The 13763-nt window shown below is 52.9% G+C and carries 12 protein-coding genes, 2 tRNA genes and 2 other RNA genes; 9 read left to right on the top strand and 7 right to left on the bottom strand.

Features of this window, described 5'->3' with window-relative positions; all coding sequences use genetic code 11:
• Positions 1–13 precede the first annotated feature (13 nt).
• From CMR03_RS01105 to rssA, 4 genes are all read right to left on the bottom strand, one after another.
• Positions 14–1354, bottom strand: a complete 1341-nt coding sequence (locus tag CMR03_RS01105; RefSeq protein ID WP_096010514.1) for a UDP-glucose dehydrogenase family protein — start codon at positions 1352–1354, stop codon at positions 14–16.
• Between the two features lie 21 nt (positions 1355–1375).
• Complete coding sequence (galU, locus tag CMR03_RS01100) at positions 1376–2284, bottom strand: UTP--glucose-1-phosphate uridylyltransferase GalU (RefSeq protein ID WP_063879803.1); 909 nt, start codon at positions 2282–2284, stop codon at positions 1376–1378.
• A 195-nt stretch (positions 2285–2479) separates the two neighbouring features.
• Positions 2480–3496, bottom strand: a complete 1017-nt coding sequence (gene rssB / locus CMR03_RS01095) for a two-component system response regulator RssB (protein WP_063879804.1) — start codon at positions 3494–3496, stop codon at positions 2480–2482.
• A 99-nt stretch (positions 3497–3595) separates the two neighbouring features.
• Positions 3596–4507: a patatin-like phospholipase RssA gene (gene rssA, locus CMR03_RS01090; RefSeq protein ID WP_063879805.1), complete on the bottom strand. Its 912-nt coding sequence runs from the start codon at positions 4505–4507 to the stop codon at positions 3596–3598.
• 97 nt (positions 4508–4604) lie between these two features.
• Between rssA and CMR03_RS01085 the strand changes: the two genes are divergently transcribed.
• From CMR03_RS01085 to xthA, 7 genes are all read left to right on the top strand, one after another.
• Positions 4605–5060 (top strand): YchJ family protein, encoded by a 456-nt coding sequence (locus CMR03_RS01085; protein WP_096010513.1) that lies wholly within the window; start codon positions 4605–4607, stop codon positions 5058–5060.
• A 56-nt stretch (positions 5061–5116) separates the two neighbouring features.
• Positions 5117–5965, top strand: coding sequence for a formyltetrahydrofolate deformylase (gene purU / locus CMR03_RS01080; RefSeq protein ID WP_096010512.1), 849 nt, complete (start codon positions 5117–5119; stop codon positions 5963–5965).
• Between the two features lie 143 nt (positions 5966–6108).
• Positions 6109–6193: transfer RNA gene (locus CMR03_RS01075), tRNA-Tyr, on the top strand.
• Between the two features lie 35 nt (positions 6194–6228).
• A tRNA-Tyr gene (locus tag CMR03_RS01070) sits at positions 6229–6313 on the top strand.
• A 41-nt stretch (positions 6314–6354) separates the two neighbouring features.
• Positions 6355–6482, top strand: a non-coding RNA gene (locus CMR03_RS01065) — RtT sRNA.
• 44 nt (positions 6483–6526) lie between these two features.
• Positions 6527–6654: non-coding RNA, RtT sRNA (locus CMR03_RS01060), on the top strand.
• 101 nt (positions 6655–6755) lie between these two features.
• Positions 6756–7562 carry an exodeoxyribonuclease III gene (gene xthA, locus CMR03_RS01055; protein WP_063879808.1) on the top strand — a complete coding sequence of 269 codons (807 nt, stop codon included), beginning with the start codon at positions 6756–6758 and terminating at the stop codon, positions 7560–7562.
• 35 nt (positions 7563–7597) lie between these two features.
• Here xthA and CMR03_RS01050 read toward each other — a convergent pair whose 3' ends face one another.
• From CMR03_RS01050 to CMR03_RS01040, 3 genes are all read right to left on the bottom strand, one after another.
• A complete protein-coding gene (locus CMR03_RS01050) occupies positions 7598–7894 on the bottom strand; it encodes a YnjH family protein (RefSeq protein ID WP_164484313.1) in 297 nt (98 codons plus the stop codon).
• The gene (locus CMR03_RS01045) at positions 7894–9810 is read right to left on the bottom strand and encodes a DNA topoisomerase III (RefSeq protein WP_096010510.1); all 1917 of its coding nucleotides are present in this window, start codon (positions 9808–9810) and stop codon (positions 7894–7896) included. Before CMR03_RS01045 ends, CMR03_RS01050 begins: the two co-directional genes overlap by 1 nt.
• A 252-nt stretch (positions 9811–10062) precedes the next feature.
• A complete protein-coding gene (locus CMR03_RS01040; RefSeq protein WP_063879811.1) occupies positions 10063–10614 on the bottom strand; it encodes an NAD(P)H nitroreductase in 552 nt (183 codons plus the stop codon).
• Between the two features lie 172 nt (positions 10615–10786).
• Between CMR03_RS01040 and sppA the strand changes: the two genes are divergently transcribed.
• Together sppA and ansA are read left to right on the top strand one after the other, a co-directional pair.
• Positions 10787–12649, top strand: a complete 1863-nt coding sequence (sppA, locus tag CMR03_RS01035) for a signal peptide peptidase SppA (protein WP_096010509.1) — start codon at positions 10787–10789, stop codon at positions 12647–12649.
• A gap of 85 nt (positions 12650–12734) precedes the next feature.
• Entirely contained in the window at positions 12735–13748 is a 1014-nt protein-coding gene (gene ansA, locus CMR03_RS01030) for an asparaginase (protein ID WP_063879813.1), read from the top strand.
• Positions 13749–13763: the final 15 nt, after the last annotated feature.

Genomic DNA, 13763 nt, shown 5'->3' with positions numbered 1-13763 from the left:
AATCCCTCGTTAATCACACAGCCTGGATAGATGCTCCGCGGCCGATTGCATAATAAACGAAGCCGCGTTTGCTGATACGCTCTGGATCATACAGGTTACGCCCATCAAAAATCACGGGTTCTTTCAGTGCATTCTTAATAACGTCAAAGTCAGGTGCACGGAAGTTCTGCCATTCCGTACAAATCACCAGGCCGTCTGCACCGTGCAATGCCGCCTCTTTGGTACCCATCAGCTTCAAATCATCGCGATGACCATAGATGCGTTGCGCTTCATCCATGGCTTCGGGATCGAAGGCCTGAACGGATGCGCCAGCTTCCCATAAGGTTTCCATTAACACGCGGCTTGATGCTTCACGCATATCATCGGTGTTAGGTTTAAATGACAAACCCCACAGGGCAAACGTTTTACCCTTAAGATCGTCACCAAAGTGGCGTTTGATAAAGGTCGGCAGCTTGGTCTTCTGACTGTCGTTGACGTCTTCCACCGCCTTCAACAGGCGCGGCGTGTAGCCAATGGATTCAGCCGTACGAATAAGCGCCTGAACGTCTTTCGGGAAGCAGGAACCGCCATAGCCGCAGCCTGGATAGATAAAGTGATAGCCGATGCGTGAGTCAGACCCAATCCCCTGGCGCACTTTTTCGATATCCGCGCCTAAACGTTCTGCGAGATTGGAAATTTCGTTCATAAAGCTGATTTTGGTCGCCAGCATGCAGTTAGCCGCGTACTTAGTCAGTTCTGCACTGCGAATATCCATCAGGATCATGCGATCGTGGTTACGGTTGAATGGCTCGTACAGCTCACGCAACAGCTCCACAACATCGTCATTGTCCGTCCCTACGACGATACGCTCTGGGCGCATACAGTCATTAACTGCCGCACCTTCTTTTAGAAACTCTGGGTTGGACACCACATCAAAGCTGATGTTGGCATCACGCGCCTTCAGGGTTTCTGTCATGACGGCACGGACGCGGTCAGCGGTTCCCACTGGCACCGTTGACTTATCAATGACGACTTTGTGATCGGTCATATGCTGAGCAATGGTACGCGCCACCGCAGTAACATATTTCAGGTCGGCCGAGCCATCTTCGTCAGGCGGCGTACCCACGGCGATAAACTGCATCACGCCATGATTCACGCCCAGTGCAGCATCAGTGCTGAACTTCAGACGACCCGATTCGTAATTCGACATTACCAGCGGCGTCAGACCCGGTTCAAAAATGGGGATCTTGCCTTGTTTAAGGTTTTCGACCTTCTTTTCATCCACATCAATGCAGAGAACGTCATGTCCGACTTCGGCCAACACCGCAGCCTGAACCAGACCGACATAGCCGATACCAAATACAGTGACTTTCATTGAGCTATCCTGTGTTTAAAATTACTTTTTATCGCTAACGGTTTTGTTGAGCCATTCTGTGAACTCTTTGCCCAACACCGGATGGCGAACACCATATTCAACGAAAGCCTGCATGTAGCCCAGTTTGTTACCACAGTCATGACTTACCCCTTTCAGGTGATAAGCTTCGACGGTTTCTTTATCCATCAGCATGGCGATAGAGTCGGTGAGCTGAACTTCGCCACCCGCACCTGGAGGCGTTTTCGCCAGCAGAGGCCAGATGTCAGCAGACAGAACGTAACGACCAACAACCGCGAGGTTAGATGGGGCCTCAGACGCTTTAGGCTTCTCAACCACGCCCACCATTGGTGCGCTGTCGCCAGGATTCAGTTCTGCACCCTGACAGTCCACAACACCGTAAGCCGTCACATCGCTGACTGGCTCAACCATGATCTGGCTGCGGCCGGATTCTTCATAACGGCTGAGCATTTCTGCCAGGTTATCTTTGGTTGGGTTAGATTCGTATTCGTCGATGATGACATCCGGCAGAATAACGGCAACAGGCTCATCACCAATCAATGGATGCGCACACATAACGGCGTGGCCCAGACCTTTAGCGATACCCTGACGTACCTGCATGATGGTCACGTGCGGAGGACAGATAGACTGAATTTCGTCCAGCAGCTGACGCTTAACACGTTTTTCCAGCATGGATTCCAGTTCGAAACTGGTGTCGAAGTGGTTCTCAATGGCGTTTTTAGATGAGTGAGTAACCAGTACGATCTCATTAATACCCGCAGCAATACACTCGTTAACGACATACTGAATTAACGGCTTATCAACCAGCGGTAACATTTCTTTTGGAATCGCTTTGGTAGCAGGAAGCATACGCGTACCCAAACCAGCTACCGGAATTACCGCTTTCTTAACTTTGGTCTTATAGGCAGACATCAAAATACCTCTCTTATAGGCCGTTCAAGTTTTAATGCTTGATATGTCGGTTTAAATTCGGAAATGAGTATATCAGTTACTCGCGAACGGATTTATCCTGGAAGACATCTATCCGGAGAATTTAAGACTATTACCCAAGTGTAAAGCTAACTTCTGGCCCTGTCTTGCGGGCGATAATAAAACGTTCATCAGGGTTTACTGATCAGACGATAACATCAGTCGTATGCGGCCTCCGGCCCCCCAAATATGGCATTGCCAGTCATCCGCACGCTGACTAATTTGGTTAGTATGTGTACTGCCCATAGTGCCAAGAGGTACACCGTTACTGAGTTGTATTTGATGGGCCTGAACATGCAAAGTGGCATTTAATCCCGCAGAAACCAGCACCAAATTTTTTAATCCACGATGGTAATATCCCACCAGCAACGGGAACTGGCCGGTTAAGTTAGCCTGGCGCAGCAGTAAATTGACCTGTCTGAGCAAACTGCTCAGCTCCGGCAAACGCTGCTTTTGTCCTGATAACTGTTCTTGCAGTAATCCATTAAATAATGCGCGCAGGAGCAAAGCGGCCAAAACGCCGTTGTCGCCGGCGCGGGTGACATCAAGACAATAAAAGGCGAGGTCTTTATCAGAAAGCGCGGCAATATCCAGCACCAGACCGGGCTGCTCTGCCATTGTCAGTTGGCGATAATTAATTCGGCAGTTAGCAATACGTTGCTGGACAGGTGGCTGAAGCTCTTTAAGGAGTTTTGCTGCCGCTGACGGATCGCGAACCAGCGCATCCCAGTCCTGAAACAGCTGTTCGTCTTCCTCAACCTTCGACGTAAACATGGAGGGGTAAAGGCATTCGTAGACCGCCTCGCGGAAGCGCTCGAAGTTTTTTAACGGTTTGAGCAGCACATCCTGCACGCCAAGACGCAGCACCTGCGCGATATCGGACATATTTTCCGTGGCCGAAATGATCAGAATCGGCACGCTGTTGCCACGGCTACGGACATGCTCGACGAATTCGATGCCGCTCATGACAGGCATCTCCAGATCACAAATGACCAGCTCCACAGAATGCTGCTTAAGTTGCTCAATAGCCTGCAGGCCATCTTCTGCTTCAACCGTGACAGCACCCATGGATGACAGAAATTGGTTTAATAGCGAACGGAAAACGGCCTCATCTTCGACAATGAGTATCTTTTTGCCGATCAGTGGTTTTTCCATTCCATCCCCCTGCGTACCCGATAATTCAATAGTGGTTCATAAAACGCAGTTGCGCCTTTCAGAATAGACCGAAGTAACATCTGTGCGTGAACAACCAGATTATCTTCTACGGACCAGCGGTAATAATTCATCCATTTGTTTCTCAACGGCAACCTTCCCCGCCGCAATAGCTTCTTCAGCACGATGAAAGTCCAACGTGGATATTTGTGGACAAAACGGCTGGATGAGCACGTCGGGCGGATCGCCTGCCATCCGGTTTCGCTTCAGGCGATTTTCCAAAACCTGGATTGAAGTGGCCATGATCTCCATTGCACCCGGCATTTGTGATGCCCGTCGCTGGGTAAAACTGACCAGTCTCTGGCGCAACTTTCCGCGCCAGTCGAGATTGAGCGCAACCGCTGCGGCATGTTCCTCAGTACTTTGGGGTGTCAGCACCATTGAGTTGGGTTGCATGAGGTGCGCATCGTGCTGAAGATCCACGGCAATAACCACATCGGCTCCCAGTGCCCGAGTCAGTGAAACCGGTACCGGATTCACCACGGCACCATCTACCAGCCAATAACCATTGTAGCCGACCGGTGGCAATAAGCCTGGCATACTACAGGAAGCGCGCACGGCCTGATGCAATTCTCCCTCGGTGAGCCATAATTCACGTCCCGTGCTTAAGTTGGTCGCCACCACGCCAAAAGGCTTGTCACATGCCTCAAGCGCATTGTTGGTGATAAGCTGACGGACATGATTAAACACCCGCTCACCGCGCAGAAGTCCACCGCGCTGCCAGGAAAGATCCATTAAGCGGATGACATCCCAGTAGCTGAAGGCGCTGACCCATTTTTTCATGTGCGGCAGCCGATGATTGACATAAGCCGCGCCGACGAGGGCACCAATGGAACAGCCTGCGACGACATCAATTTCAATGCCTGCGCTTTCCAGCGCGTCGATGACGCCAATATGCGCCCATCCTTTGGCGGCACCGGAACCCAGAGCCAATCCAATCTTTTGTTTTCTCATCTTGCTCGGGTCCTGGCGTCAATACATAGCGTCACAAGCGTGGGTCGGATAAAGTAAACGATATCATCAACACCCACTGTTACTCACAGGAGAATATGTGTCCGAATCTTGCCCATGTTGTAGCGGCAAGCAGTATAGCCTATGTTGTCAGCCCTTTGTTAAAGGAACAGAAATTCCCTTATCAGCTGAACAACTTATGCGCTCTCGCTACTGCGCTTACGTTAAACACGACGTCGACTATTTAGTGTCGACCTGGCATCCCACCAGGTGCGATCCCGCGCTTGCCGGGCTGTTGTCTGAAAGTTTTGCTGGTACTGAATGGCTGAGCCTGAACGTCACGCACTGTGAGCCGGGGCGTAATCAGGATGAAGCCTTTGTTACTTTTTTCGCCCGTTATCGTGAAAACGGTGTTAATCGGGCGATGTACGAGCGTTCACGCTTTCTTCGCGAGGATCAACGCTGGTACTATGTAGACGGAATAACGCCCGCCATTGGGCGTAACGATCGCTGTCCTTGTGGCGCCGATAAAAAATACAAGAAATGTTGCGGCTAAGGCAGTTGCCTGCGTAACGGTTTTACCCTTAATGCTTTGACAGGACTCTGATTGAGATGCAAGCGCAAACCATGCAAAGAAAAGTTTTACGAACCATTTGTCCCGATGCAAAAGGTCTGATCGCCAAAATCACCAATATTTGTTACAAGCACGAACTGAATATCGTGCAAAACAATGAGTTTGTTGACCATCGCACCGGGCGTTTTTTTATGCGCACAGAGCTGGAAGGGATTTTTAACGATACGACCCTGCTGGCCGATCTCGACAGTGCCCTTCCACAAGGTTCCGTACGTGAACTGCACAGCGCAGGTCGTCGCCGTGTGGTTATTTTGATCACTAAAGAAGCGCACTGCCTTGGCGACCTGCTGATGAAGAGTGCATTTGGCGGTCTGGATATGGAAATTGCCGCCGTCATCGGTAATCACGATACGCTGCGTTCGCTGGTGGAGCGTTTCGATATTCCGTTTGTCCTGGTCAGCCATGAAGGTTTGTCACGTGAAGACCATGACAACCGTATGGCAGAAGAAATTGACCGTTATCAGCCAGATTATGTGGTGCTTGCCAAGTACATGCGCGTGCTGACGCCGGGTTTTGTGCAGCGCTATCCCAATCAGATCATTAACATTCACCACTCATTCCTGCCGGCTTTTATCGGCGCGCGGCCTTATCACCAGGCTTACGAGCGTGGCGTTAAAATCATTGGGGCGACAGCGCACTATGTGAACGACAATCTTGATGAAGGCCCGATCATCATGCAGGACGTCATCAACGTCGATCACACCTATACGGCAGAAGAAATGATGCGTGCCGGACGCGACGTCGAAAAAAATGTCCTGAGCCGCGCGTTAGATAAAGTATTAGGTCAGCGCGTGTTTGTTTACGGTAACCGCACGATTATTCTTTAACCGCCACGGCGCTGGATTGGCTGACATTCCAGCGCTACGGGCAAAAAGTGGACAAACGGTTCACCATTTGCCAGTCGGCGCTTTACAGTCCTGGCGCATTTGGTATGATGCGCCCCGCTTCAGAGCATAACAATTCAGTCCCTGGTGGGATTCCCGAGCGGCCAAAGGGAGCAGACTGTAAATCTGCCGTCACAGACTTCGAAGGTTCGAATCCTTCTCCCACCACCATCTGAATCTGCTGCCTGAACACACATATCATCCCCGGTGGGATTCCCGAGCGGCCAAAGGGAGCAGACTGTAAATCTGCCGTCACAGACTTCGAAGGTTCGAATCCTTCTCCCACCACCATCTCGTATATTGCACTCACTCCCAAATCAAGACCTTTATCATTATCTTCTTCGGGGAGAGGGATGAGAACCTTCGATCAAGGTTCGAGTCGAGCATCGCGAGACAACGCGCGCAAGCGCGGCCCGCAGGGTGAGGCGCAACGCGCCGAATAATCCTTCTCCCACCACCATCACGAAAATGCTGCCTTTCTGCCCTAAGAAACCAAAACCATCATAGTTATCTGGGGAGAGGGATGAGAACCTTCGATCAAGGTTCGAGTCGAGCATCGCGAGACAACGCGCGCAAGCGCGGCCCGCAGGGTGAGGCGCGACGCGCCGAATAATCCTGACATCAAGCCCCCTGATACAGCCTGTCTACCACTCGTTGAAATTGCCCTGCTCTGCCATGACTTTTACTGCAAAAATCGCTACCATCCTGCTTATCATTCGCTGAAGGTCATCCCATGAAATTTATTTCATTTAACATTAACGGCTTGCGGGCTCGCCCCCATCAACTTGAAGCACTGGTCGAAAAACATCAGCCGGACGTCATCGGACTGCAGGAAACCAAAGTTCATGACGATATGTTCCCGTTAGAAGACGTGGCAAAGCTGGGCTATAACGTGTTTTACCATGGTCAGAAAGGCCATTACGGCGTGGCGCTGCTGACCAAAGTTCAGCCGGTGTCCGTGCGCCGTGGGTTTCCGGGCGATGACGATGATGCGCAGCGTCGATTGATCATGGCCGAGATCCCCAGCCCGATCGGTGATATCACCGTAATAAACGGCTATTTCCCCCAGGGCGAGAGCCGTGACCATCCGACGAAATTTCCGGCGAAAGAGAAGTTTTATCGCGATTTGCAAAGCTATCTGAGTGACAGCCTGGCCGCCGATAAGCCGGTACTGATCATGGGTGATATGAATATCAGCAGTACCGACCTTGATATCGGTATCGGTGAAGACAGCCGCAAGCGTTGGTTACGCACCGGTAAGTGCTCTTTCCTGCCTGAGGAACGTGAATGGATGGATCGCCTGCTCAGTTGGGGCCTGGTCGATACATGGCGCGCACAGAACCCGGACGTTAACGACCGTTTTTCCTGGTTCGACTATCGCTCAAAAGGCTTTGATGATAATCGCGGCCTGCGCATCGATCTGCTGCTGGCGAGCACCGGGCTGGCGTCGCACTGCATTGAAACCGGGATTGATTATGACATCCGCGGCATGGAAAAACCGTCCGACCATGCCCCGGTCTGGTCAACCTTCCGTTTCTGATACGGCCCTGACGCGTGGTAAAAAGCCACGCGTTTTTATTTCACAATTTTCCAAATCAAATTGTTGGTACCCAGCGATTTCTCATCGCGCGCGCACTGCAGCAGCACCCCTTCTGACTTCACTACCGCGCCTTCCGTATAGTTACGGTTTTCAAAAATACAGCACTGCAGACAATTCTGCTGGCGGTTTTGTCCCTGCGTCCAGGCTTCCGCTGGCATATTAACGATCACATCGGTATCGCTACCGCCTGCATCATCCTGTTGGTGACGGTAGTTAGCCTGTGCCGGGTTGCAAACAGCCATCACAGCCAGGAGGAGCCATGCTGATTTCATTATTCGGTTTCCTTAGTTTTACGCCTTGCTTTACGCTGCGGACGTTTTTGTCCGGTGGATGGTAAACCACGAAACGCCTGTCCCGACGGCTGCTGCCGCGCCTGCTGAATTAACCCGCTCAGCGATTGTACCAGCGGCTGCATAAACTCATCGTAACGACAGGCTTTTTCACTGATACGCGTCAGGGTCGATTCCCATTGAGCCGTCATATCCGGCCGGGCAGCGAGATCCGGTAATGAATGGATCAATGCTTTGCCTGCATCAGTCGAATGAATATAGCGTCCTTTCTTGTGTAAAAATGAACGGCGGAACAATAACTCAATAATGCCTGCGCGCGTGGCTTCCGTTCCTAAACCATCGGTCGCACGCAGCACTTTCTTTAATTCTTTATCCTGAACAAAGCGCGCAATGCCGGTCATGGCCGACAGCAAGGTTGCATCCGTAAAATGGCGCGGCGGCTGAGTCTGCTTCGCCAGTACCTCACCGCGCTCGCACAGCAGCTCATCGTCTTTCGCGACGACAGGCAACGGCGTGCCATCATTTTCTTCATCACGCTCTTTACCGCCGAGCAGCGCTCGCCATCCTGCCTCAGCCAGAAAACGGGCTTTGGCAACAAATTTACCGCCCGCGATATCCAGATCGATGGTGCATTTACGGAACACCGCATCCGGGCAAAACTGCATTAAATATTGCCGGGCGACCAGTCCATAAACCTGCTGTTCGTTTTCATTAAGCCTGACGGCGCTGGCGCGAGCGGTGGGAATGATGGCGTGGTGCGCATCCACTTTTTTGTCATCCCAACAGCGGTTTTTGCGGTCTGCATCAAACTCCGCTGGTGGCGTCAGGTCAGGTTGATGCGCCTGAATCGCATTGAGTACGGCGTGGCGACCGGCAAAATGTTCGTCGGGCAAATAACGGCTGTCAGAACGCGGATAGGTGATCAACTTATGGGTTTCATACAAACGCTGGCACACATCCAGTACCGCCTGCGCACTCAGCCCAAAGCGTTTAGCCGCCTCGATTTGCAGAGTAGAGAGAGAAAAAGGGAGCGGCGCGATCTCGTTCTCGCGCTTGTCATTGTAGGCGGTAACGATAGCTGGCTGACCGCTGATGCGTGCCACCACATGCTCCGCCAGCGAGCGTTTCAGCAGCCGACCTTCTTCATCCTGCCAGGGCTCACAGGCTTCGCTGGGGACCCAGTTGGCGGTAAAGCGACTCTCATCCGGCGTCACAATGTGCGCTTTGACTTCAAAGTAATCTTTGGGGACAAAATTCGCGATCTCTTCGTCCCGGCGTACCACCAGCCCCAACACCGGCGTTTGCACCCTTCCCACTGACAGCACACCATCATAGCCCGCATTGCGGCCCAGCAACGTCCAGGCGCGCGTCATATTGATACCGTAAAGCCAGTCGGCACGTGCACGTGCCAGGGCGGACACGCAGAGTGGAATAAATTCGCGATTCTCACGCAGCCGGTTGATGGCCCGTTCCACCGCTTGTGGGTTCAGGTCGTTAATCAGGCAGCGCTGCACTTTACTGCGTTTCTCTACGGGGAGTTGCAGATAATCCAGCACTTCATCCACTAACAGCTGCCCTTCCCGATCGGGGTCACCTGCGTGGACCACTTCATCGGCCTGCGCCAGTAATCCCTCCACCACTTTAAGTTGTTTCGCAACGGAAGGCCGCGGCTGCAGACGCCATTTTTCAGGGATAATCGGCAGATCCGCCAGCGACCAGCGCGCATAACGGCTGTCGTAAACATCAGGCTGCGCCTGCTCAAGTAAATGCCCCACGCACCAGGTGACAATCTGATCATTGCCGCAGGCGATGAAGCCATCACCACGCCGGTGCGGTTTAGGCAGCACGTCGGCAATGGCCCGTCCAAGGCTGGGTTTCTCTGCAATAAACAAACGCATTAAATCGGGTAATCCTTAACGTCAGCAAACAACAAGGGTGACAGCGCAAACCGGTCAGCGGAGGGTTGAGCGGCACGATGCCTGCCCCTTAGCCCGCTGAACGGTTGCATCACACGCACAGGCCTGGAGAAGAGTATGCGCTGCCAGATGAAGCAGCGCTATGGTAGCCTGGCGGCGCGCGGCTGATAAGCTCGCCGGGTTCAATGCTGAACTATTCGCACAATAACCGCACAATCTCTCGTTTGGGAGCGTTCAGAAATAGCGAACGAACGGCGCCGTGTCGGGATGTACCACGGTAGTGCTGGATTTCAGCTGCGGTGTGCCCAGGTAAAGGAAGCCCACAATAGCGTCCTGTTCCCGGCAACCGAACGCGTCGCGTACCTGCGGATCGTCGGTCCAGGGACCGCTTCGCCAGATACCATTAAAGCCCTGGGCGACCGCCGCCATCTGCATGGCCATCACCGCGCAGCTTGCCGAGGCGATTTGCTCCCAGCGAGGAACCTTGTGGTTTAGCTCACAGTGGGCCACAACGGTAATAATCATCGGCGCACGAAACGGGGCCTGGCTGGCTTTGTTAATGGCCTTTTCATCCAGTTGATTGTCCCGCGCCGCCTTCTCAAGCAGCTGGCTGAGGCGATCGCGGCCCTCGTTTTCCACTATGATAAAGCGCCACGGTTGCAAGGTACCGTGATCGGGCGCGCGCATGGCGGCGCGCAGGATATTATCCAGCACCTCGCCGCCGGGTGCCGGCTCCGCTAAGCGGGAGGCCGAGCGACGATTAACCAATAATTCAAGTGCATCCATGTTTTTCTCCTGAGGGGTTAAAGCACGCATAATCCTGGCACAGGTGGATTTTTTGTAACAGTCCAGGGTGATTTCCTGCTGACTTTTGTTGCGCCGCTCTTTAGGATGAGGTCGTCAACGGAGACCTGGCCTACAAAGCGGCTATTTCCGGTATATCAATATGGAGAGTGTGATGCGCACATTGTGGCGAATAATTGCTGGTCTGTTCCGCGGGATCTGGCGAGTGTTGAACTTTATCAGGGAATGTATCCTTAACCTGTTCCTGATTTTCTTGATTGTCGTCTGTGTCGGGATCTGGCTTCAGGTCAGCGGCTCAGGCAGTCATTCTGCCCCGGTGCAACAAGGCGCTTTAAAAGTTGATCTGACCGGTGTGCTGGTCGATAAACCTTCCGTCAGCAATCGCCTGAGTAAAATTGGTCGCCAGTTATTAGGCACCAGCAGCGACCGCCTACAGGAAAACTCCCTGTTTGATGTGGTTGATGCGATTCGTCAGGCAAAGGGCGACAGCAATATTAAAGGCATGGTGTTAGATCTGCGTGACTTTGCCGGCGGCGATCAGCCGTCGCTGCAGTATGTTGGTAAAGCGCTGCGCGAATTTCGTGAGAGCGGCAAACCCATTTACGCCTTCGGCGATAGTTACAGTCAGGCCCAGTACTACCTTGCCAGTTATGCGACAAAAATCTACCTGTCACCTCAGGGGACCGTTGACCTGCATGGTTTCGCCACCAATGGGTTGTACTACAAAACGCTGCTCGACAAGCTGAAGGTCAATTCACATGTCTTCCGCGTCGGCACCTATAAGTCTGCTGTTGAGCCTTTCCTGCGTGATGATATGTCGCCTGCCGCGCGCGATGCGGACACCCGTTGGGTGGGACAACTCTGGCAGAATTACCTTAATACCGTGTCGGCTAACCGTCAGATCACCCCTGAGCAGCTGTTCCCTGGCGCGGCAGCCATCATTGCCGGCTTACAGGCCGTTAAAGGCGATACCGGTCAGTATGCGCTGGATAACAAACTGGTCGATGTTCTGGGCTCACGGGCTGATGCCGATCAGATGCTTATCAAGACCTTTGGTTTTGATAAACAGAGCAGCGATTATCGCAGCGTCAGTATTTATGACTACAACGTTAAACCGGACGCCAGCCAACAGAAAGGCAATATTGCCGTTGTTATGGCCAGCGGCGCCATCATGGACGGTGATGAAACGCCGGGCAATGTAGGCGGTGATACCACGGCGGCACAGATTCGTGATGCGCGACTGGACCCTAAGATCAAAGCGATCATTTTGCGGGTCAACAGTCCTGGCGGTAGCGTAACGGCCTCGGAAGCTATCCGTTCCGAACTGGCCGCGGCGAAAGCCGCCGGTAAACCGATTGTGGTTTCCATGGGCGGGATGGCGGCTTCTGGTGGTTACTGGATTTCTACCCCATCCAGCTACATTATCGCCAGTCCTGTCACCCTGACCGGTTCTATCGGTATCTTCGGCGTGATTAATACGCTGGAAAACACCCTGGACAGCATCGGTGTCCATACGGACGGCGTCGCGACCTCACCGCTGGCGGATGTCGCCAGCACCAAAGCGCTGCCGCCTGAAGTCCAGCAGTTGATGCAGTTGACCATCGAAAACGGCTACCACAACTTTGTTGGGCTGGTTGCGACCTCACGTCACAAAACGCCGGAGCAAATCGACGCCATCGCCCAGGGTCATGTATGGACCGGAAGCGACGCGAAAGCCAATGGACTGGTGGATGCACTGGGTGATTTTGACGATGCGGTGAAGAAAGCGGCCGAGCTGGCGAAGGTTTCACAACCGCAGCTTGACTGGTATCAGGAAGATCCCGGCTTTGTCGATTTGATGCTGAACCAGATGAACGCCTCTGTTCAGGCCGTGCTGCCTGGCCAGCTGAAAGCCTGGCTGCCCGCGCCGATGTACGATGTCATGAGCGCCATGCGAAATCAGCCTGGCCTGTTCGACCATCTTAACGATCCACAAAACCGTTATGCCTTCTGCCTGACCTGCGGTGAAGTGCGATAAACCTCTCAGCCCGACTGCTGGTCGGGCTGCTTTTCCCTGCTGTTCCCCTTATACTGCGCGTTTTACAGCAAGTCTGAGTTCACCTATGCAAAAGAAAAACATCTACGTTGCCTATACCGGCGGTACCATCGGTATGCAACGCTCTGCTCAAGGTTATATTCCGGTTTCAGGTCACCTACAGCAAGAACTGGCAAAAATGCCCGAATTCCATCGCCCGGAAATGCCTGACTTCACGATCCATGAATATCAGCCCCTGATCGATTCGTCCGATATGACGCCTCAGGACTGGCAGTCCATTGCCGAAGATATCCGGCTGAATTACGACCGCTATGATGGCTTTGTAATTCTGCATGGTACAGATACCATGGCTTTTACTGCGTCAGCATTGTCATTTATGCTGGAAAACCTGGCAAAACCGGTCATTGTGACCGGCTCGCAAATCCCGTTAGCCGAATTGCGCTCAGATGGTCAGCAAAACCTGCTGAACTCGCTGTATGTTGCCGCTAACTATCCGGTTAACGAGGTGACGCTGTTTTTTAATAACACCCTCTATCGCGGTAACCGTACGACGAAAGCTCATGCCGACGGATTTAATGCGTTTGCCTCACCCAATCTGTCAGCCCTGCTGGAAGCCGGCATCCATATTCGCCGCCTGAACACACCGCCTGCGCCGCAAGGTCAGGGCGAGCTCATCGTACATACGATCACGCCGCAGCCCATTGGCGTGGTGACGATTTATCCCGGCATATCGGCGGATGTCGTGCGTAACTTTTTGCGCCAGCCGGTTAAAGCCCTTATTTTGCGCTCTTACGGCGTAGGTAATGCCCCGCAGAACGCCGAGTTCCTGTCTGAGCTACAGCAGGCCAGCGAGCGCGGCATTGTGGTGGTTAACCTCACCCAATGTATCTCCGGTAAGGTCAATATGGGCGGCTACGCAACCGGGAATGCGTTGGAACATGCAGGCGTCATCAGTGGCTTTGATCTGACGGTAGAAGCCGCCCTGACAAAACTTCACTATCTGTTAAGTCAGGATCTCTCAAGCGAGCAAATCCGTGCCAAAATGCAGCAAAACCTGCGTGGCGAACTGACCGAAGATTGAGACGGAGCATACGGG

Origin of the sequence: Pantoea allii (genome assembly GCF_002307475.1) — a bacterium.
Classification (GTDB): Bacteria; Pseudomonadota; Gammaproteobacteria; order Enterobacterales; family Enterobacteriaceae; genus Pantoea; species Pantoea allii.
The sequence above is the reverse complement of the archived record's forward strand: the minus strand, read 5'-3'. Positions and strand labels throughout refer to the sequence as shown.